The organism is Bordetella ansorpii, from assembly GCF_900078705.1.
Classification (GTDB): domain Bacteria; phylum Pseudomonadota; class Gammaproteobacteria; order Burkholderiales; family Burkholderiaceae_B; genus Bordetella; species Bordetella ansorpii_A.
The window spans coordinates 753,198-774,000 of the sequence record NZ_FKIF01000006.1; the positions used below are offsets into that span (position 1 = coordinate 753,198).

Genomic DNA, 20,803 nt, shown 5'->3' on the forward strand with positions numbered 1-20,803 from the left:
ATCGACCGGGCAGCCCGCTAGCTCGACGCGGCAATCGCCTGCTGCCGCGCCCGCGTCGGCGCGAACAGCAGGAACAGCAGCGTGGCCACCAGGTAAATCACGCCGGTGATGGCCAGCCCCGCCCCCATGCCGGCCGCGCCGAACATGGCGCCCACCACCAGCGGGCCGGCCATCTGGCCGAGCTTGTCGGCGGCGCGCAGCACACTGGTGGCGCCCGCGGCGCCGTATTGCTGCACATCGGGCAAGGCCAGCATGTACGGCGCTTGCGAAGCGCCCGAGAAGCAGCTGGCCAGCGCCAGCATCAGCACCGCGCACGACGCCGCCACCAGGCCGCTGTTGAAATACAGGCCCAGCATGCCGGCGCTGCCGACCACCCCGCCGATGACGATCCAGTATTTCTTGGCGCTGGTGGAGCGGTCGACCAGGCGGCCCATCACCGGCCCCAGGTAGATCACGCACACGCCGTAGATCATCAGCACGCGGCCGATGCTGGATGCGGCGACGCCCTCGGCCTCGAGGTACAGCGGCAGCGCGAAGGACAACAGGCCCACCTGCGCGATGGAAAACGGAATGACGCTGCCCAGCAGCAGCAGGCCGAAATCGCGCGTGCACAAAAGGCGCAGCGTTTCGGACAGCCGCGCGCTGCCCCGGGGTGCCGCGCGGCGCACGTGCGCGGCGGCCTGCGCGGCGGCGCGCTGCATGTAGGGGCGCATCAGCACCAGCACGCCGCCCAGCGGCATGACCAGCATCACGGCGCCCACGACGAACACCGCGCGGAAACCCAGTTGCTCCATCAGCATGGCGCCGACCGCGGCGCCCGACAGGTGGCCGGCGAACAGGCCGGCGATGACGCCCGTCATGTTGCGGCCGCGATACTGCGCGGGACTGCGGGTGACGACGAAGCCTTGCAGGCCCATCCAGGTCAGGCCGTAGCCCAGGCCCACCAGGCCGCGGGCCGCGGCGAACCACGGCAGGTTGGGCGCGGCGCCGCACGCCACCAGGCCCAGGAACGACACGCCCAGGCCCGCCAGCACCGGCACGTGCCAGCCCTTGCGGTCGGTCAGGCCGCCCGCCAGCAGCGCGGTCAGCAGGCCGCAGCCCATTTCCACCGAGATCGGCAACGCCAGCATCAGGTTGGCCGGCAGGTCGAGGCCGCCCGTGGGCAGGCTGCGCGCATACAGCGGCAGGAAACCCAGCGGCAAGGCCCAGGCGAACAGGAAGCCGAACATGACGGGACGCGCGATGCGGCCCACTTCGGAGACGTCGTCGGGCCCGACGTGCACGCCGGCCGGACTGACGCCGCGCGCGGAGAAGGCGCGGTTCATCAGCAGCGACAGCAGCAGCAGCATCTCGATGGCAGCCACCAGGGCCACCGCCACCACGGTCGCGGCATCGATGACCCGGCTGCGCACGCCAGCGGCGATCACCTCGTCGGACAGGTGCATGACCAGGCTGCCGCGGATGGTGGAACTGTGGAACTGCCCGGCCAGCGGCAACACCAGCGTCAGGTCGTCGGCGGTCTCGGCCGCGCGGCCCACGCCCTTGACGGGCAGCGCGCCGTTGGCGTCGGCGCGGTTCAGCACGCGCCCGTCCTGCACCAGGTCGATGGTGCTGATGGCCGGGAAAGTGCCGGCCAGGCGAGCGAATTGCTTTTCGATGCCGCGCATGCGGTCCAGCGGAATGCCGTAACCGATGACGCGGTTCAGGTCGCGCTGCAAGCCTTCGGACAATGCCAGGATGTTGCCGCGCGCCACTTCCAGCGAGGCATTGCGGAAGGTGGTGATGGTGTAGCCGGCATAGACGCCCTGCGCCACCATGAGCGCCGCCAGCGGCACCAGGAAGCGCGCGCGGCCGCCGGTGGCCAGGGTGGTCAGGGGAATGGCGTACTTGAACGCGGCGGCCAGCCCCAGGCCCACGGCCAGGGTGACCAGCAGCAGCACCTTGATGTTGTCCAGCAGCAACGTACGGCCCAGGGCCACGTCGCGCGTGACCGCCAGCATGACGGCGCCCACGACCTGCCCCGCGCTGTCGGCCAGCGGCGCGGCCACGGTGACCAGGTCGCCGTCATGAGCCACCAGCGCGCCGCTGGCGCGCCGCGTGACGCCATCCGGCAACGGCATGCCCGGCGGCGTGCTCAGCGCGCGCGACAGCAGTTCAGCGGATTCGACGGCGGCGCCATGGGCCGCCACCGGACGGCCATCCGCCACGACGACCACGGCGCCCTGCACGTCGCGCGCCGCGTTGGCGCTGTCGCGCAGCAGGTTGGTCAATCCGAAGTATTGGCCCAGGGGCTTGCCCAGGCGCAGGCCGTTCTCGATGTTGCCCGCCACCTGGCGGGTGGCGACTTCGACCCGGTCGGCGGTGGTGTCGGCCACCAGGCGGTTAAGAGCCGACAGGCTCAGCGCGCCTATGAGGGCCTGTGCCAACAGAAGCACGGCCAGGCACGCCAGTGTGACTTCCAGAACGGGACGGCGCCGCAGCCCTTCCAGCACCATCTGCATCGGTTCGTTACGCATGTTCGGATCAAGACCGCAAGAATTCACACGGGAGCGTAGCCGACATTTTACAATTGATGTAATTTGCTTCCATTTTGCGAACCGATCCGCAGGCTGGCCGCGGCGATTCGCGACAACTGCGCAACACTTCCCCCATTTCCCATGTTCACGCGCTCCCTACGCGGCAAGATCTTCCTGCTCGTCGTTGCGATCCTCCTGGTGCTGGCCACCTTCGTCAGGCTGGTCACCCAGCGGGACGTCACCAGCACGGTCGAGGCGGGCGAGCAGCACGCCGTGGACAACGTCCTGAACCTGGTGCTGCGCGATACCGACGCCCGCTGGAGCGCGCTGCTGGACGACAAGATCAGCACGGTGCGCACGGGCCGCCGCCAGCTGGTGCAGGTGGGCAACACCATTTCCACGGTGCTGGCCGGCTACGCCGACATGGCCGACCGCGGCGTGATGACTCCGGGCGCCGCCAAGGGCATGGCGCGCGCCTGGATCAACCGCCTGAAGCTGGACGACCGCCGCTACGCCTTCGTGTACGACGCCAGTTTCTCGGTGCTGGCGGCCGGCAACATGGCCATGACCGACCTCGACCTGTCGCCCGCGCGCGACATCAAGGGCCGCCAACTGGCCCAGGCCCTGTATGAAGAAAGCCGCCGCACCGGCTACGGCTTCGCCATCTACCGCTGGCCCCTGCCCGGCGCCACCGGCGAGCCCGAAACCCGCTACGCCTACTTCGGCTATTTCCGCCAATGGGACTGGGTGTTCGCGGTCACCGACAGCGCCCAGGACATCATCGAACAGGTGCAGGGCCGCCGGGCGCAGATGGAGACGGCGATGCGCAGCACGCTGTCGCAATTGACGCTGGCGCACTCCGGTTTCGTGTTCATCGTGAACGACAACGGCCGGATGGTCGTGCCGCCGCCCGCCCACCAGACCGCCCTGCTGGAAGCCGTGGGCGATACGTCCAGGCAGCCGCTGCGCGAGCTGCTGGCCAAGGCGAACAAGTCGCAGCCGCAGACCCTGCGCGTCATCAACGGCAAGGATCCCTGGCAGATCAAGGCGGTGCACAACAAGCCGCTGGGCTGGACGGTCGTGGCGGCGGTGCCCGAAAGCGACCTCACCGCGCCCGCCAAGCAACTGATGAACCGCCTGGCCATCCTCTTCGCCATCACGCTGCTGCTGGCCCTGGTGGCCGCCTGGCTGATCGCCACCCGCATCGCGCGCCCGCTGGACAAGCTCACGCAGTACGCGCGCCAGTTGCCCGAGCAGGACCTGACCGTCGATGCGCCGGTGCCCGCGCACATCGCCGCGCTGCCGCAGCACCACCGCGACGAGGTCGGCCGCCTGGCCACCTCGTTCCTGTTCATGCAACGCAAGCTCACCGAGAACGTGCAGCGCCTGATGCAGGAAACCTCCACGCGCGAGCGCTTCGAAAGCGAACTCAACATCGCGCGCGCCATCCAGCTGGGCCTGCTGCCCGTGCCGCTGGGCTCGGACGTGCGCGCCCACGTCGACCTGCATGCCACGATGCTGCCCGCCAAGCAGGTGGGCGGCGACCTGTACGACTACTTCATGATGCCAGACGGCAGGCTGTGCCTGGCCATTGGCGACGTGTCCGACAAGGGGGTGCCGGCGGCGCTGTTCATGGCCGTGACGCGCACGCTGATCCGCGCCACCGCCGAGGACGAGACCGATCCCGCGCAGATCATGCAGAAGATCAACAACCGGCTGTCCGAGAACAATCCGAACATGATGTTCGTGACGCTGCTGCTGGGCGTGCTGGACCTGCTCACCGGCGAACTGGCCTGGGCCAACGCCGGCCATCTCAAGCCCATCGTCATCGGCGCCGACGGCGCGCTGCGCACGCTCGAAGGCCGCAGCGGTCCGGCGTGCGGCGTGCAGGAAGACCTGGTCTATCAGCCCCTGCACGCGCGCCTGGCGCCGGGCGAGGTGCTGGTCGGCTACACCGACGGCGTCACCGAGGCGGTCAACCGCCAGAACCAACAATACGGCGATCCCCGCATGCTCAGCGTGCTGGCCTCGCCTCCTTCCAGCGCCACCGCCATCGGCCAGCGCCTGCTCGAAGACGTGCAGGCATTCGCGGCGGGCGCCGAACAATCCGATGACATCACGTTGATCGTGGTCCGACGCGCATGACCAAACTGCTCTCCTCCCTGTTCCTGTCGCTTGCCCTGCTGGCCCCGGCCGCGCAGGCCCAGCAAGATGCCGCGGCCACCGCGCCCGCGGCGGCCGACGTCTTCCCGGCCACGCCCAAGGCCAAGCCCGGCGGCGGCAAGTGGCGCCTGGGCTACTTCGAAAGCGGCGACTACAGCGAATACCCGCGCACGCTGCGCGTCATCGTGGCCGGCCTGCAACAGTTGGGCTGGCTCAGCGTGCCCGCCATCCCCGATGGCCTGAACGGCCGCCAGATGTGGAGCTTCCTGGCCCAGAACGCCAAGAGCGACACGCTGCAGTTCGTCGAGGATGCCTGGTGGCAACCGGGCAACTTCGACGCCGCCCGCCGCCCGGCCGTGCGCCAGGCCATCACCGACCGGCTGGCCAAACGCCACGACATCGACCTGATCATCGCCATGGGCACGCTGGCCGGCCAGGACATGGCGATGCTGGGCGCCCCCGTGGCCACGGTGGTGGCGTCGACCAGCGACGCCGTCGGCGCGCGCATCGTGAAAAGCGTGGAAGACAGCGGCCTGGACAATCTGCACGCCCGCGTGCAGCCCGAACGCTACCAGCGCCAGGTGCGCCTGTTCCACGAAATCGTGCCGTTCAAGACGCTGGGCCTGGTGTATGAAGACAGCCCCGAAGGCCGCACCTATGCCGCCGTGCCGGCCGTCGAACAGGTTGCCAAGGAACTGGGCTTCCAGGTGAAATCGTGCAACGCGGCCTCCAACGGCATTGCGGTGGAGGAGGCCACGCGCAACGCGGTGGACTGCTACCGCAAGCTCAGCAACCAGGTGGACGCGATGTACGTCACGGTGCACCGCGGCATCACGCCCCAGTCCGTGGGGCAAGTGGCCGAGGTGCTGCGCACGGCGCAGGTGCCCAGCTTCGCCATGCTGGGTTCGGAACAGGTGCGCGACGGCCTGCTGATGAGCCTGGCGCAGGCCGACTACTCGTACGTGGGCCTGTTCCATGCCGAGACCATCGCCCGTATCTTCAATGGCGCCAAGCCGCGCCAGCTCAGCCAGATCTGGATCGATCCGGCCAAGATCGCGCTGAACCTGGACACGGCGCGCGGCATCGGCTTCGACCCCCCGGTGGACATCCTGCTGGCGGCGGACGAAGTGTACGAGGGCAGGAAAGCGGCGCAATAGGCCCCCGCGGCTCGAATGGATGCAAGGGCCGCATGCCGCCAGGGATGCGGCCCTTCTGGTTTCAGTCGAGCACTTCGCGGCGCGCACTGACGCATGCCAGTTTCTCGGCCCGGCTGCCCGGCGCGGCATTCCACAGTTCCAGCAACCGATCCGCCCCCGTGCGGCGGGTCCGCAGCACGTGATCGGCATAACCCAGCCAACGGCGCTCGCCCTCGGGCAGCCCGGCGCGGGCCACGTCCAGCACGTCGCGCGCCAGGGCATGCACCGTGTCGTCATCCAGCGCTTCCCGCATGGCCACGCCGCGCATGCCGCGCAGGCGCAGCCATCCCCAGTCGCGCCACAGCCGCTCGGCCTCGTCCAGGTTGCGCATCAATCCGAACTGCACCGCCGACGGCGACAGCGGCGCGGTCGAGGCCACGCCGATGCCGGCTTCATCCCGCAACTGGGCGTCGGCGAACACCGCGCCGCAGGCCCGCCCCTCGATGTAGCCATCGGCGCCGTGGCGGCCATGCAGATCCTCGATACCGCCAGGCCGCGTCCAGGCCGCGAGCAATTCGTCCAGCGGCACGGGCCCGGCCAGGCGATAGCGCCAGCGCGCGTCCAGGAAATGCGCGAACTGCGAATATTCGAAATAGCCGCTATGAGGACGCAGCATCACAAACTCGCCGGTCTCCGCGTGCCGGCCCGGCCATTGCGCGGACTCCAGGAAGCGGCGCAATGACGGATTGCCGGCCAGATAGACCGATGCCGCCGACTTGTAGCCCTGGCTGGGCACCACCGACAAGGCGCGGCTGGCGGTAGGGCCGCCGAACATCCAGCGGAAATAATCGCCCAGGTCGTCGAAGGGCCGTTCCGGCAACCGCTGCAGCCAGTGGTCGCCGGCAAAGCGGGCATGGCGGAACACGCGGTCCCACAGCGTCAGCCGGTTCTCTTTCAGGCCCGTTGCGCGGCCCGCCTGCAACGGACTGTTTGCGAACAGCGCGATACAAGCCGGCGCCAGGGCCAACACGGCATTGAGCGCGCGCGCGGCCTGCCCGATGCCGACCGAGGTGCACGGGCCGTTCTGCGCCTTGGCGTCGATGCCGGCGCGGTGCAACCAGCCGCGATGGCCGACCAGTTCGCGGTAGATGGGACGATCGGCGCGCACGGCGTCATACCAGTCCGGGTCCAGGCTGCAATCGGGATGTTCCGACACGTTGAGCAGCATGGCGTCTTCGCACGCCAGCGCCTGCCGGGCGTCGCGCAGCTCTTGCGCCACTTTCTCGCCCAAGCGGTCCAGGCCGCCCACGCCCCCCTGTACCGGAGAGAAGGCCGTTTCCAGCAGGTTGTAGCCGTTGTCGACGCCGCTGTCGCCGTCCGGCCCCGAGACGCCGCCCGCCCGTTTTCCCAGGGGATAGACCGCGGCATCCTCGCCGCGCGCCCGCTTGATGCTGGCCAACGCCTCGAAGTACCCCCCGACCGGATGGCTGCGGCCGCTGCCTCGGCGGGCCACGGCCATCTCCATTTCCAGGCCCAGCTTGCTGCCCGCCTCGATTGCGCTCACGATTGCCTGCTCCTTGCTCCAGCCTGACCCGAGGCCGGATGATCTAATATGCGAAACGATCTCCGCGGCCGGCGAAATTCCGGGAACCAATCCGTTCCCGATGTTACGTACCTGGACAAGCGCTCTACCAAGCGCAGATTTCCATCAAGGCCGCAGGACACAACTGCCGCATGACAATCGATTCCGTTTCCCGTCCAGTACCCGGCTCTCCGCCGCTCGACGCCTTCACACAGGCGGCCCAGGGCGGCGGCGACGTCTTCATCTCCGTCGCCGGCGAGCAACTGCGGGTGCTGGGCACGGGCGCCACGCCCGGCGGCCGCAGCGTGGCCTGGGTCGCGCCGGACGTGGACACGTCCTCGATGTTCTCCCAGGCGCTGGCCAACACCTACGGCAACGGCATCGCCAGCGCGGTCTCCCGGGAACTGGGCCTTGCGGCCAGCCCCGGCAGGCCCCTGTCCTCGCGCACCATCGAGCAGGCCGTCGACATGGCGCAGACCTCGCGCCATGCCCTCGATGGCGTCGACTTCGCCACCCGCCTGGCCTGTTCCGCCAGCACCGGTTCGTCCGTCTTCATGGCGGCCTGCACCCAGGCCGGCATCGATCCCGCGTCGCTGGACGCCCAGCAGCGCCATGGCCTGGACGCGGACATGCAGCAACGCTTCGACCAGGCGGCCGCTGCCGGCCAAAGTCCGGTTTCGCTGGACACCGCCCGTGCCTGGCTGAGCCAGCTTCTGGGCGCCGCCGCACCCCGCTGACACCCCGGATTGCCGGCGTTGTTGCGCCAAATGTGACGATTCACACCTTGTTGGCTCGGCGCTACCGTATTTCCAGTAATTGCGAATTACACATGCTGTGTAGTACTTTGTAGCCGTTTTACGCCCAATTCTTACAGCCCGTCCCCCATGCCCGACTCCCTGGACCTTACCGACGCTTCCCTCGAAGCGGCTCCGCAGCCCGGCTGCGGCGGTACCTCCTGGAGTTCGCAAGACGATCGCTTGCTGCGCGACCTGATCCGCGAGCACAGCGGGCGGCTGCAGCGCTTCATCATCAAGCACATCGGCAACACCAGCGAAGCCGAAGACCTTGCCCAGCAGGCCTTCGTCGAGGCGGCGCGCTCGTACCAGACGTTCCGCGGCGAATCGCAGTTGTCCACCTGGCTGTACGGCATCGCGCTGAACCTGGTGCGCAACTATCTGTCGCGCGCCCCCGAGCGCCGCTACGACTTCGTCGGCGAAGACAGCCTGGCCACGCATGCCGCGTCCGAATCCACGCCCGAGCAGGCGCTGGAGCAGGCGCAGACCGTGCGGCTGATGCAGGAGGCGCTGGACGAATTGCCCGAGAACATGCGCGACATCCTGATGATGATCGGCCTGGACAACATGTCGTACGAAGACGCCGCCGCACTGCTGACCGTGCCCATCGGCACCGTCCGCAGCCGCCTGTCCCGGGCGCGCAACGCCCTGCGCGAGAAGCTGCTGCAAAAAGGCCTGCCGCTCAACGACTGAGCCTCGGCCCTGCCTTGCCATCAAGGTTCGCCACGGCCCGTACCGGGCACGTTCGGCGTCTCCACGCGCAGCACCGTACCGCCTGGCTGCATCACGGGTTGAGCCTGGCCCGGTCCCAGGGGCACCGATTCGATGTAGTGGTCGGAGGCTCGCACCGGTCCGCCCGGTGAGCCCACCGCCGCCGCCTCGAACTGCACGCGTGTCTGCTGGCCCTGCATCAGGTCCAGGTATTGGCCCGCCGTCAGCTTCTCGCCCGCCCGCGCCCAGGTCGCGTCCATGACGCGGCCGGCGCGCGACTGGCCACGCGGCGCGGCAACGGTCTCGCCATTGATGGCGACGACACGCGGACGCAGCAGGAACAGGCGTTCGCGGCGCTGCACGGTCTTGCTGCGGCTGGAGAACAGCGCCCCCAGCCCGGGGATGTCGCCCAGGAACGGGACTTTGTCGACCTGTTCGCTGTCCTGCGTGGCGTTGTAGCCGCCCACCAGCAGGGTCTGGTCGTCGCCGACCACGGCCAGCGTGCTGATGGTGCTGCGGCGCACCGTGGGCAGGTCGCCCACCAGGCGTTCGTCCTGGATGCGGCCGTCCTCGATGTCGACGGCCAATTCCACTTCTCGGCGCGATTTGCCTTCGATGTAGCGCGGCGTGACGCGCAGCGAGGTGCCCACGGTGATGGGCGTGACGGTGGCCACGCGTTCACCCGTGGTCTGGATGTAGAACGTATCGGAGATGTCGATCAGCGACCCCAGGTTGTCGGCCGTCAGGATCGATGGCTGCGACAGGATGTTGGCCTGTCCACGCGTCTGCAGGGCGCGCACGCGCGCGGCCAGCGAATTGCCGATACTGATGCCGATGGTGCCCGGCGAGATGGCCGCGCCCGACTCCAGCGGCAAGCCGCCGGAGGTGGACAGGCCCAGATTGCCATAGCCCGCCGACGTGCTGCCGGCGCGCGCGCCCCACTGCACGCCCAGCTCGTTGACCAGATCCGAGTTGACGTCGACGATCATCGCCTCGATCTCGATCAGCGTGCTGGGCACGTCGAGCTGGTCGATCAGCGCCTTGTAGATGGGGATGCGATCGGGAATGTCCTGCACGATGATGGCGTTCAGGCGCGGATCGGCCTGCACCGTGGGTTCGCGCAGGCGCAGGCCGGCGCCGCGCCGGCCGCCGCGCGAACCGTCGCTCGCGGCAGCGGCCGCCGTGGCCGCGGGACCGCCGGCGATGGCGCCGCCCGGGCCTTCCTGGGCGGGCGTGCCGGGAAAGGCCGGCGGGTTGTCGCGCAGCGGCGCGGCGATGGCCGACAGCGTTTCGTTGTTGTTGCCGCCGCCGTTGCCCAGGATCAGGTTGCGCAGCACGGTGGCCATGCCGGGCGTGATCACCGACTGGTCGCGATAGCTGACGGTGCGGTCGTTGACCGTGGCGTGCTTCAGGCGGAACACCGCCACCTGCTGGCCGCCCGCGCCCAGCGGCAACGCCGCCACGGTGCGTTCGACCAGGTTGACGTAGGCCGGCGGGCCCGACACCAGCGCGATGCCCTGGTCGGGCAGTTCACCCCAGCCGAAGCGCGGGTCCAGCACGCCAAGCTGCAGCAGCGCGCCGCGCAGCGCGGTGATCGAGCTGCCCATGGCGCTGACCGAGCGCGTGCTCATGTCGCTGGTGCGGCTGATGAACAGCGTGCCCGAATACACGAACCAGTTGAAGCCGTACACGCCGCCCAGCCGGTCCATGAACTCGGTGGGCGTGCTGGCGTTGAAGTTGCCGTTGACCACGCCCGTGACCTCCGGCCCCATCTGCAGCGACAGGCTGAAGCCGCTGGCGAACTGGCGCAGCACGCTCTGCAGGCTCTCGCTCTTGGCGTAGTAGGTGTAGGGGGCGCTGGGCCAGTTGGGCGCGGCATCGGCCGCTCCCATCAATGCCAGCGACAGGGCGCCCGCCAGGATGATCCGCTTCAACTGACTCTCCTCAATGCATGCTTTGGTTCAGGCCGCCCGCTTGACCGCGCCGGTCCAGAAAGACAGCGCGTTGGCGAACTGGCCGACGGCCTCGTCCACCTCGATCTCGCTGCTGTCGGGGCGCACCATCTGCTGCAGCCACAGGGCCTCTTCGGCCGGATCGATCACGCAGGCCGACGCGTGGCCGGCGAGCATTCCGCCGGCCTGCTTGCCCAGGCCGGCGATGAAGTCCTCGCGCGCGCTGCCCGCGGGCGGCAAGGCGCACAGCCGCGCGGAAATCGCCAGCCAGCCGTTGCGCGCGCCTTGCAGGTGAACGCGGTACTTGTCGTCGATCGTCAACGTGGCGCGGCCATCGGTGCGCAGCGCGTCGGGAATCGCGTGGCGCGCCAGGTAGCGCGCGATCAGGGGATGGGGGATGGCTGACATGGCGTCATTCCTCGGAAGCGGCCAGCTTGCGCACCAGGCGCAACACCTCGGCCACGGGTTCGATCAGTTCGGTGGGGATGTACTGGTCCGCCTGGGCGTTGGCCATCAGCGCATGCGCCAGCGGGATGTTCTGCATCACCGGCACGCCGGCCTCGCGGGCGGCCCGCATCATCTGCTCGGCCAGGTAGCCTTCGCCCTTGGCCAGCACCAGCGGCAAGGGCGTCTGGTCGGGTTCGTAGTACAGCGCGATGGCGAGGTGGGTCGGGTTGGTGACCACGACCGAGGCCTTGCGGGCGCTGTGAACGGCGCCGCTCATCACCATTTCCTGGTGCAGGTGCTTGCGCTTGTGCTTGATGTGCGGATCGCCTTCGCTTTCCTTGTATTCCTGCTTGACCTCTTCCTTGCTCATCATCAGCCCCTTGCGGTACTGCATGCGCTGCCAGACGAAGTCGGCCAGCGAAATGATGACGTAGGCCAGGGCCACGTTGACCAGCAGCGTGCGCAGCATGCCGCCCACGCCGGTCTGCAGGCCCGCCAGGCCGCTATGCGGCACGGACATCAACTCGGGCAGCGCGTCGCGCACCACGAACACCACCAGCACCGACAGGAACGCGATCTTGATGATGGATTTCAGCAGCTCGACCAGGTTCTTCTTCGAGAACATGTTCTTCAGATTGCTCATGACGTCGAGCTTCTTGCCAGACGGCTTGAGCTTCTCGAACGCCAGCACGATGCCCACCTGCAGGAACTCGGAGAACATGCCGACCAGCAGCACGATCAGCAGGAAGGGCAGCACCAGGCCGATGCCTTCGCGCAGCGACGCGTCCAGCGCGGTCTTCAGGGCGGCATCGAACGGCATGCCGACCAGCGTGGAGGGCACCAGCATCAGCCTGCCCAGCGACTCGATGATGTTCTTGGCGTTGGCCAGCATGTAGCCGAACAGCGCCAGCACCAGCAGCGTCTGGGTGAAATCCTTGCTGTGCGCGACGTCCCCTTTCTGGCGGGACTCGCGCAGGCGCTTGGCGGTTGGCTGTTCGGTCTTTTCGCCGCTCATGGCGCCCGCCATTGGCTGTCGAGGAACGGCAGGATGCCGCCGATGCCGCGCGTGGCCTCGCCTGCGTAGTCGAACAGCGGGCTCATGTAGAGCACCAGCACCAGGAAGGCCAGCGCGCTCTTGATGGGCATGGCCAGGAAGAACACCTGCAACTGCGGCGCGAAACGGCTGACCAGCGCCAGGCCCAGCTCGGCCAGGAACATGGCGACGATGGCCGGCGCGGCGAACAGCAGCACCAGCCTGGCCATGCGGCTGAGCTGGTCGAGCAGCAGCGGGATGCTCTCGCGCTGCAGCGCGGGCGTCCAATGCCAGAGATCCCACAAGCGGAAGCTGTCGTACAGCATCGTCAGCATCAGGGAAAAGCCGCCCCCGACCAGAAAGAACACCATGAACGCCTGGTTGAACAGGATGCCCAGCGGCGACGAGTCGTTGCCCGTGCCCGGGTTGATCACGGCCCCCAGGCTGGCCCCGCGCTGGTTGTCGATGACGAAGCCCACGGCCTCGAAGATCCAGAACGGAATGGCCACCAGAAAGCCCAGCACCAGCCCCACGAACACTTCCTTGACCACCACCAGCACGATGTCGAGCCAGTTCAGGTCCAGCGCGGCATAGCCGGGCGCCAGCGCGGGAACCAGGATCAGGCCGAGGCCGGCGCCCACCGCGTAGCGCAGCAGGCCCGGCAGCAGCTGGCGGTTGAACAGCGGCAGCATGGCGCACATCGCCAGGATGCGCGGTTGCGTCAGCGCCAGCGTGGCCATGAAAGTGTTCGCTTCCGCGTAGGTAACGCCCGAGATCATTTCGTTCCGCGTCCGCCTCAGTGGATTTTGTAAAAGAGGTCGAACACCGAAATGGTGTAGTTGTAGAGTTCGCCGCTGATCCAGGGAGCGGTCAGCAGCAACGTGGCGAAAACGGCGATCAGCTTGACCGCGAAGGACAGCGTCTGCTCCTGGATCTGCGTCAGCGCCTGGAACAGCGAGAACAGCGTGCCCACGATGGCGGCCACCGCGATGGGCGGCAGGGACAGCCAAAGCACCAGGTACAGCGCCTGGGTCATGTAGGAGACGACGTCGATGTTCTGCATGCCGCCTCCTATCCGTACGACAGGACCAGGCCCTGTATCAGCCGGGTCCAGCCATCGACCATGACGAAAAGGAACAGCTTGAGCGGCAGCGAGATCGTCACGGGCGACACCATCATCATGCCCATGGCCAGCAGGATGTTGGACACGATCAGGTCGATCACCACGAAAGGCAGGTACAGCAGGAAGCCGATCTGGAACGCGGCCGACAGCTCGGACACCAGGAAGGCCGGTATCAGCACCAGGAAATCGTTCTCCTTCAGGTCGCGCGCCTGCTCCTCGCCCCACAGGTGGCGAGCGGTGCGCATGAAGAAATCGCGCTGCTCGGGACGGCTGTTCTTCTGCATGAAGCCGCGCAGCGGCTCGATGCCGCGCGAGACGGCCTCGATGACGGCGCCCATGCGGTCGGGCGGCGGCACGCCGGGCTGGAGCGGGTCGGGGGCGCGCTGCTGCTGGCTGACGGCCTTGAGTTCGCCGCCGACTTCCATGACCACCGGGCCCATCACATAGACGGACAGGATCAGCGCCAGGCCGTACAGCGCGATGTTGGGCGGCACCTGCTGCACGCCGATGGCGTTGCGCACCAGGGACAGCACGATGGCGATCTTCAGGAACGAGGTCGTCATCACGGCGGCCAGCGGCACCAGCGCCAGCATCGCCAGGATGACGGCCAGGCTGACGGGATCGAAGCCGGTCATGGCGCGGCTCTCTCGTTGAGGACGATCATGCCGGTTCCCTGCCCAGCGTGGCGATGGTGACGCCGACGCGGCCATCGACCTCGACCAGCGTGCCGGTGCCCAGCAGGGCGCCGTTGGCGCGGATCATGACGGGGCCATCGGCCAGCGGGCGCTGCAGGTCGAAGGTCTCGCCGGGCTGCAGGCGGCGCAGTTCGGCCAGCGTCAGGGTGCGGTCGCCCAGGTCGAAGCTCAGGCGCACGGGGATGGAATCGAGATCCAGCGGCTCGGCTGCCTGCGCGGCGGCCGCGTCCGGGGGGGTGGGGGTCTGGGTCATGACGGAGGTCCAGCCTTGGGTGACGATGTAGGTGGATTGTTCGGCGCGCACGCGCAGGCCCTGGCCTTGCGCAATGGCGAGCCATAGTTCGCCCTGCGCCCCGACCAGGTATTCGTCCAGCAGCAGCACGTCGCGCGGCCGCAGCGTGCGCAGTTCGGCGGCAGGCAGCGTCAGCGCGCCCAGCACGGCGCGCAGCGTGACGGGCAAGGCGTCGGTGTCCAGCGCATTGGCGGCGGGCGTGGTCCCGGCGATCAGGCTGGCCAGCAGCATCAGGCCCAGGCCATCGGCCTCCAGCACCGCATAGCAGACCTCGCCCGTGGCGGCGGCGCGCAGCGTCAACGTCCACACGTGCGGCAGCGGGGCGGCATCGCTTTCCGGCAAGGGGCGCACGTAGGCGGGGCCGCCCGGCGACACGCGCGTCAGCGCGGCGACGATCTCGGACAGCAGGGTTTCCAGCGCGGCGGCACGCAGCGACTGGGGCAGCGGCCCCGGCGCCAGCGCGGGCACGCGCGCGGCCAGCCAGGCATCGGGCGCATTGCGCGGCAGGGACAGGCGCAGCGTGGCGCCGGCCCATTCGATGCCGGTACGCCAATCGGCCGCCTGCCGCAGCGCGTCCACCGCGCCGGCGGTGAAACCGACGCGCCATGAGGCGGGCGCGGCATCGGCCGCCGCGCCGTCGGCGGGCGGCAGCTCGACGCCGAAGTCCGCGCCATGGCGCGCGATCAACGTCAGGGCGCGAGCCTCGTTCGCGCTCAGGCGCGGCAGGATCGCGGGTTGGGCCAAAACGGGAATCATGGAATCCATCGTGTCAGAGTCATTTCAGGGCGCGGCGCCGCCCGACGGAGCGCCGCCCGCGACCTCGAACAGGCAAGGGTCTTCGGGATCGTCGGTGGTCACGCGCACCAGGCAGGCGCGGCCCAGCGACTGGGCCAGCTCGGCCGCCAGGCCCGGCGCGGCGGCGCAGAGCTTCTCGCGCGAGGCCTCGCTGGCGCAGGCGAAGGCAGCCACTACGCAGCCGGCTTCCTGGTAGACGGAAACCGTCACGCCCGGCAGCACGTCGCTCTTCAGTTCAAAGCGGACCTCGCGCCGTCCGCTGCTGCCGTCGCCCACCAGCAGGCGGTCGGCGGCCTCGGCCAGATCCCGGCTCAGGAACGCGGCGACCTCGCCGCCCGCCGACGCGGCATCGGCCGGCATCGCAGACGGCACGCCCGCGGCGAACAGCCCGAACGGACGCGGTATCGCATCGGGGTCCTGGCGCGGCGAGGGCTTGCGGTCGCCTTCGTCGGCGGATTCGTCCTGCGGCTGCGCCAGCGCACGCTCGAAAGCCTGCCTGTCGGCGTCGGACGCGTTGCGGCGCAGGCCGGGATCGGATTGCGCCAGGTCGGAAAGGTCCTGCTGCGCGACCGACGTATGCAGGTCGATGCGGCGGTCGATGCTCACGGCGTCATCCTCCAGTCAAGGAAGGCGGGCATCCCGGCGGACAGGGCGGCGCGGCGGAGGGAGCGGCTCATGAGGGTTCGTACTCCTCGTGCGACTCCCAGTCCTCGCGGTCGCGCGCCACCGAGGCGGCCTCTTCCATTTCCAGGTCTTCCTTGCGCTCCAGTTCCTTCAGGTGCGCTTCCAGGTGCATCCGGGCCAGCTCGACGAATTTCTCGGTCATGCGGCTGGCGGTGCGGTGGTCGACACGGCGCGCGGCCAGGGCATCGGCCTCGCGCTCGACGTGCTTGCGCGCCGCCGCCACCTGCTCGTGCTGGCGCTGCTCGCCCTGGCGCAGATCGGCCACGCCGGCCAGCACGTCCTCGATTTCGCGCACGCGCACCGTGCGGCTGCACAGGTCGCCGTACATGTCGTTCTCGCGCTGTCTGGCCCAGTCCTTGTATTTCAGCAACTGGTCTTCAGCCTGCGCCTGGGCGTCCTCGGCCCGGGCGTACAGTTGGCGCTGGCGCGCCACGGCCAGCTCGGCCTGGCCTTCGCGAAAACGCTTGATCGCCAGCAGCTCGTCGAAGACGCTCATGACTTATTCACCCCCGCGATGGCGGCCATGCGTTCCAGGGCCTGCGGCAAGGAGGTGCGCTCGTCGGTGCGTTGCTTCAGGAAGGTGTTGATGGCGTCGATCTTGTCGATGGCCTCGTCGGTGACGGCGTCGCCGCCGCGCTTGTATTCGCCGATCTTCACCAGCAGTTCGACTTCCTGGTACTTGGCCATCAGTTCGCGGATGCGGCCGGCCAGTTTCTTGTGGTCGGGCGTGATCACCGCGTTCATGACGCGGCTGGCCGAAGCCAGGACGTCGATGGCGGGATAGTGGTTGGCCGCGGCCAGGCGGCGCGACAGCACGATGTGGCCGTCCAGGATGGAGCGCGTCTCGTCGGCGATGGGCTCGGTCATGTCGTCGCCCTCGACCAGCACGGTATACAGCGCGGTGATGGAACCATGCTGGTTCATGCCCACGCGCTCCATCAGCTTGGGCAGCGTGGCGAACACCGACGGCGGATAGCCGCGCCGCGTGGGCGGTTCGCCGGCCGCCAGGCCGATCTCGCGCTGGGCGCGCGCAAAACGCGTCACCGAGTCCATCAGGAACAGCACGCGCTTGCCCTGGTCGCGGAAGTACTCGGCGATGGCGGTGGCCACGTAGGCGGCCTTGGCCCGCTCCATCGACGACTTGTCGCTGGTGGCGCAGACGATCACGCTCTTGCGGCGGCCTTCCGGTCCCAGTTCGTGTTCGAGGAACTCGCGCACTTCGCGGCCGCGTTCGCCGATCAGCGCCACCACGGTCACGTCCACGTCGGCGCCCTTGACCAGCATGCCCATCAGCGTGGACTTGCCGCCGCCGGCCGCCGCGAAGATGCCCATGCGCTGGCCTTCGCCACAGGTCAGCACGCCATCCAGCGCGCGCACGCCCAGTTCGAGCGGATCCTTGATGATGCGGCGCGTCAGCGGGTCCGGCGCCTCGGCGAACACCGGATAGAACTTGCTGGCCTCCAGCGGTCCCAGCTCGGCCTCGTCCAGCGGACGGCCCAGGCCGTCGAGCACGCGGCCCAGCAGGCCGTTGCCCACCGGCACCATGTGGGCGCGTCCGGTGGGAATGACTTCGGTCGCCGACGAGATGCCGTACATGTCGCCGATGGGCGTGAGCAGCGCCGCGTCGCGCGCGAAGCCGACGACCTCGCCCTTCATCTCGAAGTCTTCGCCCGGATTGCGCAGGATGCAGACCTCGCCCACCTTCACGGTGGGCACCACGGCCTTGATGATGGTGCCGATGACCTGCGTGACGCGTCCCTTGATGCGCAAGGTCGACGTGTCCTGCAGCGCCATCTCCATCATTTCGGTGATGTAGTCGAATTGCCGCATGGGTTGCGCTTACACCCGGCTGCCCAGCGTGCGCTGGAAGGCGCGGCGCAGGGCCTCGATCTGGCCTTCCAGGCTGGCTTCGACCATGCCGATCTCGCTTTCGAGAATGCATGCGCCGCGACCCAGGCGGCCGTCGGCCAGGATGTCCAGGTAGCCCACGCCGGGATAGGCCGCCAGCAGGTCGTTGATGCGCTCGCGCACGTCCTCGACCTCGTCGGGATGCAGGCGCAACGTCATCTGTTTCTGGTTGCGCACCACGGCCAGCGCGTTGCGCACCACGATCATCACCTTCTCGCGGTCGTCGAAGCCGTCGACCACCTTGCGCACCGCCAGCATCACCAGGTCGACCATCTCGTTCTCGACGCCGGCGAAGTATTCCACCGTGCGGCCGACGGTCTCGATCATCTTCTCGGCCTGGTCCAGCAGGGCCTGCTCGCGGCCGTCGGCATAACCGCGCCGCTGTTCGGCCTCGAAGGCGGCCTGCGCCCCTGCCAGGATGGCTTCGGCCTGGTCGTGGGCGTTGTCCAGCAACGCCTGCGCGTCGGTCAGCGCGGCGTGGTCCCGCGCGCGCAGGACGCGCACGCCGGGATCGACGCTGGCCGCCAGGCGGCGCGGCGTCAGTGAATCGCGGGGAAGGACGAATGCCATGTCGGTTCGGTCAGCTTGAGGACGCCCAGCGCCAACGCCAGCGAGGCAGCGGCGGGCAAGGGCGCGTCGCCGGCCGGGCCGGCGGACAGTTTCAGTTCGGCGCGCAGCGCCACTTCGGGGCCGCCGCCGTGCAGGGCCTGCATCAGCGTGGCGCGGCCCAGGCGCCGCACGGCCTCCACGGTCTCGTCGGCGCTGAAGGCCTCGCATCCGGCGATGCCGGGATGCAGGCCGGGCGCGGACTGGCGCGCGAAAGCCAGGGCGGCGTCGCCCAGGCCATCGATGAAGCGGCGCACTTCAGCGCCCGCGATGGCGCGGCGCAGCCGCGCGCCGCACAATGCCACCCCCAGCCACAGGGCGCAGCGCGCCAGCGGATCGGGGGGAAGCAGCGCCAGGGCCAGTTCGGGCCGGCTGGCGTCGTGTACGGGCCGCTCGTGCAGATCGAGACGGCGCAGGATCTGCGCCGAACGCTGGCGATGCCAGGCGGCCTGCAAGGGCGCGGGAAAGGCTCCCGCCGGCGCCGCATCGTAATCCGCATCCCGGCTGGGATGCAGCGTACGGCTGGGCAGCAGGTTGAACTCGACCAGCCGCGCGCCGAACACGGCGGCGGCCTCGATCGGCGGACGGCCTTGCGGACTCATGCCGACTGGCCTTCGGGCCGGCCCGGTTCGCGGCGACCCTTGGAGACCGCGCGCGCGCCGAATGGCAGGCCCATGCGCCAGACCATCCAGCCCACCGTGGCCGCCAGCAGCACGATCAGCAGGATCAGGATGCCCAACAGCATGGCCAGGCCGTTGGCCGAGCCGCTATCGACCTGCAGGCCCAGCACGCTGGACAGCGTGGGCGCGTTCTGCACGTGGGAGGGCGGCTGCGCGGACACCAGCGCGATCGACACGCGGTCTTCGGTCAGGCCGGGGATGGCGTGCGTGACCAGCTTGCGGATCTGCGGTTGCAGCGTGTCCAGGTTGTAGCCGGCCTGGTGCTTGATGAACACGGCGGCGGTCGACGGAGACGTGGTCTCGCCCACGCCGCCGCGCTCGGGCAGCACCACGTGCACGCGCGCGGCCAGCACGCCGTCCATCTGAGACAGGGTATTGGTGAGTTCCTGCGACAGCGCGTAGATGTAGCGGGCGCGCTCCTCCAGCGGCGAGGACACCAGGCCTTCCTTGCGGAAGATCTGGCCCATGCCGTCGAAGCGTTCGCGCGGCAGGCCGCGCGCGCGCAGGATGTCGAGGGCGCGGGCCACCTGGGCGCCGTCGACCGAGATCGACACGCCCTCTTTGGTGGCGGTCTTCTCGGCGTGGATGCCCGAATCGAGCAGCACCGACAGCAACTCGTTGGCCTCGCCCTCGGTGGAGGCCGAGAACAGCGTGACGCGCGAACCGCAGGCAGCCAGCAACACGATCAGAAGACCTGCGCACGCCACGCGCAGCGAGCGCCGGAACCACGGAGCCGGGGCCAGAAGGGAAAGCGACGAGGCGTGCATCAGGACATCCTGACCAGCGTATCGATGTTCTGCGTGGTGCGCGAGACCGCCTTGCCCACCAGCTCGTACTGCACCGATACCTGCAGCATCTCGCCCTGCACGCGCAGCATGTCGCTGATGTTGGGCGCGGTGGCCATCTGGTCCAGGCCCGCTGAAATGCCTTGCCAGCGCTGCGAGAAATCAGCGGCGGTGCCTTGCAGACTGGACAGGATCTGGCTGCCCAGCGAAGGCAGGCTGGGCGCGGCCCCATCGACGGCGAAGGCGGACTGCAAGGCAGCCTGCACGCCCGTCAGCTCGGGCGCGGGGGTGGCGCCCACTTCGGGAGCGCTCATCAACGCGTTGAACCGCTCGGTGGCTTGCGCCGTGGGCGCGACGGCCGGCGCGGGTGTGGTCAGCGGCGCCGCCAGGGCGGCGGAAAGCGCGGCGATTTCCATGGTTTCCCTATTCCTTCACAGTGGGGGCGAGACCGGCGGGCATTCTAGCCGCGTCCTCGCCCAGTCCTAGCAAACTGCGCGCCAGCGCTCCGCCCTCGTTGGGCTGGGCCGCGGCGTCCTGCAGCACCTTGCGGCTTTCGGCGGCACGGCCGGCCAGTTGCAACGCCAGGCCGCGCCAGGCCTGGGCCTGGGCACGCTCGGCGTCGTCGGCCAGGACGGCATGCTCGAGCAGTTGCACCGCTTCGTCGGCGCGGCCCCGGGCGATGCGCGCCAGGGCCAGGCCGATATATGGATATGCGCGCCCCGGACGCACGGCGCGCAGGCCGTTGAAGATGGCGTCGGCGCGCGCGAGGTCGCCCGCGCGGGCCGCCAGCATGCCGACTTCGGTCAGCAGGCGCGCCTCGTCCGCATCAAGCACAAAAGCCGTCTCTTGCGAGACGGCCGTCTGCTCCGTGGGCGAAGCCGGTCGGGCGCTATCGGACATG

General features: G+C 69.1%; 21 protein-coding genes. 4 read left to right on the forward strand and 17 right to left on the reverse strand.

All coding sequences use genetic code 11. The features are described 5' to 3' along the window. Positions 1–17: 17 nt before the first annotated feature. Entirely contained in the window at positions 18–2,516 is a 2,499-nt protein-coding gene (locus tag A6745_RS13750; RefSeq protein WP_066127960.1) for an MFS transporter, read from the reverse strand. 141 nt (positions 2,517–2,657) lie between these two features. On the opposite strand from A6745_RS13750, the gene A6745_RS13755 reads away from it, so the two are divergent. Then, positions 2,658–4,661, forward strand: coding sequence for a SpoIIE family protein phosphatase (locus A6745_RS13755; RefSeq protein ID WP_066127962.1), 2,004 nt, complete (start codon positions 2,658–2,660; stop codon positions 4,659–4,661). Continuing rightward, positions 4,658–5,836, forward strand: a complete 1,179-nt coding sequence (locus tag A6745_RS13760) for an ABC transporter substrate-binding protein (RefSeq protein ID WP_066127964.1) — start codon at positions 4,658–4,660, stop codon at positions 5,834–5,836. The genes A6745_RS13755 and A6745_RS13760 overlap by 4 nt, the downstream gene beginning before the upstream one ends. Before the next feature lie 61 nt (positions 5,837–5,897). On the opposite strand, the gene A6745_RS13765 is transcribed toward A6745_RS13760, so the two are convergent. Continuing rightward, the gene (locus tag A6745_RS13765) at positions 5,898–7,340 is read right to left on the reverse strand and encodes a glutamate-cysteine ligase family protein (protein WP_156513415.1); all 1,443 of its coding nucleotides are present in this window, start codon (positions 7,338–7,340) and stop codon (positions 5,898–5,900) included. 209 nt (positions 7,341–7,549) lie between these two features. On the opposite strand from A6745_RS13765, the gene A6745_RS13770 reads away from it, so the two are divergent. Beyond that, positions 7,550–8,134: a BspR family type III secretion system anti-sigma factor gene (locus tag A6745_RS13770; RefSeq protein ID WP_066127966.1), complete on the forward strand. Its 585-nt coding sequence runs from the start codon at positions 7,550–7,552 to the stop codon at positions 8,132–8,134. 147 nt (positions 8,135–8,281) lie between these two features. After that, positions 8,282–8,884 carry an RNA polymerase sigma factor gene (locus tag A6745_RS13775; protein ID WP_066127967.1) on the forward strand — a complete coding sequence of 201 codons (603 nt, stop codon included), beginning with the start codon at positions 8,282–8,284 and terminating at the stop codon, positions 8,882–8,884. A 20-nt stretch (positions 8,885–8,904) separates the two neighbouring features. Here A6745_RS13775 and sctC read toward each other — a convergent pair whose 3' ends face one another. The 15 genes from sctC to A6745_RS13850 form a co-directional block, all read right to left on the reverse strand. Then, on the reverse strand, positions 8,905–10,794 hold the full coding sequence (sctC, locus tag A6745_RS13780) for a type III secretion system outer membrane ring subunit SctC (RefSeq protein ID WP_082853093.1): 1,890 nt from the start codon (positions 10,792–10,794) through the stop codon (positions 8,905–8,907). A 69-nt stretch (positions 10,795–10,863) separates the two neighbouring features. Next, positions 10,864–11,262 (reverse strand): type III secretion system chaperone family protein, encoded by a 399-nt coding sequence (locus A6745_RS13785; RefSeq protein ID WP_066127971.1) that lies wholly within the window; start codon positions 11,260–11,262, stop codon positions 10,864–10,866. A gap of 4 nt (positions 11,263–11,266) precedes the next feature. Then, positions 11,267–12,316, reverse strand: a complete 1,050-nt coding sequence (gene sctU, locus A6745_RS13790; protein ID WP_066128885.1) for a type III secretion system export apparatus subunit SctU — start codon at positions 12,314–12,316, stop codon at positions 11,267–11,269. Then, entirely contained in the window at positions 12,313–13,113 is an 801-nt protein-coding gene (sctT, locus tag A6745_RS13795; RefSeq protein ID WP_066127972.1) for a type III secretion system export apparatus subunit SctT, read from the reverse strand. The genes sctU and sctT overlap by 4 nt, the downstream gene beginning before the upstream one ends. Positions 13,114–13,130: 17 nt before the next feature. Next, complete coding sequence (sctS, locus tag A6745_RS13800) at positions 13,131–13,397, reverse strand: type III secretion system export apparatus subunit SctS (protein WP_066127975.1); 267 nt, start codon at positions 13,395–13,397, stop codon at positions 13,131–13,133. Positions 13,398–13,405: 8 nt separating this feature from the next. After that, positions 13,406–14,092: a type III secretion system export apparatus subunit SctR gene (gene sctR, locus A6745_RS13805; RefSeq protein ID WP_066127977.1), complete on the reverse strand. Its 687-nt coding sequence runs from the start codon at positions 14,090–14,092 to the stop codon at positions 13,406–13,408. A gap of 25 nt (positions 14,093–14,117) precedes the next feature. After that, a complete protein-coding gene (sctQ, locus tag A6745_RS13810) occupies positions 14,118–15,200 on the reverse strand; it encodes a type III secretion system cytoplasmic ring protein SctQ (protein WP_231885998.1) in 1,083 nt (360 codons plus the stop codon). Between the two features lie 24 nt (positions 15,201–15,224). Further along, a complete protein-coding gene (locus tag A6745_RS13815) occupies positions 15,225–15,845 on the reverse strand; it encodes a hypothetical protein (RefSeq protein ID WP_066127980.1) in 621 nt (206 codons plus the stop codon). A gap of 67 nt (positions 15,846–15,912) precedes the next feature. After that, entirely contained in the window at positions 15,913–16,419 is a 507-nt protein-coding gene (locus A6745_RS13820) for a type III secretion protein (protein ID WP_066127981.1), read from the reverse strand. Further along, positions 16,416–17,753, reverse strand: coding sequence for a type III secretion system ATPase SctN (gene sctN, locus A6745_RS13825; RefSeq protein WP_066127983.1), 1,338 nt, complete (start codon positions 17,751–17,753; stop codon positions 16,416–16,418). Before sctN ends, A6745_RS13820 begins: the two co-directional genes overlap by 4 nt. A gap of 9 nt (positions 17,754–17,762) precedes the next feature. Then, positions 17,763–18,401, reverse strand: coding sequence for an HrpE/YscL family type III secretion apparatus protein (locus A6745_RS13830; protein ID WP_066127985.1), 639 nt, complete (start codon positions 18,399–18,401; stop codon positions 17,763–17,765). Further along, positions 18,371–19,039: a SctK family type III secretion system sorting platform protein gene (locus A6745_RS13835; RefSeq protein WP_066127987.1), complete on the reverse strand. Its 669-nt coding sequence runs from the start codon at positions 19,037–19,039 to the stop codon at positions 18,371–18,373. The genes A6745_RS13830 and A6745_RS13835 overlap by 31 nt, the downstream gene beginning before the upstream one ends. Further along, entirely contained in the window at positions 19,036–19,884 is an 849-nt protein-coding gene (gene sctJ / locus A6745_RS13840) for a type III secretion system inner membrane ring lipoprotein SctJ (RefSeq protein WP_082853055.1), read from the reverse strand. The genes A6745_RS13835 and sctJ overlap by 4 nt, the downstream gene beginning before the upstream one ends. After that, positions 19,884–20,318, reverse strand: coding sequence for a type III secretion system inner rod subunit SctI (gene sctI / locus A6745_RS13845; RefSeq protein ID WP_066127990.1), 435 nt, complete (start codon positions 20,316–20,318; stop codon positions 19,884–19,886). Before sctI ends, sctJ begins: the two co-directional genes overlap by 1 nt. A gap of 7 nt (positions 20,319–20,325) precedes the next feature. Next, positions 20,326–20,802 (reverse strand): hypothetical protein, encoded by a 477-nt coding sequence (locus A6745_RS13850; RefSeq protein WP_066127992.1) that lies wholly within the window; start codon positions 20,800–20,802, stop codon positions 20,326–20,328. Position 20,803 lies beyond the last annotated feature (1 nt).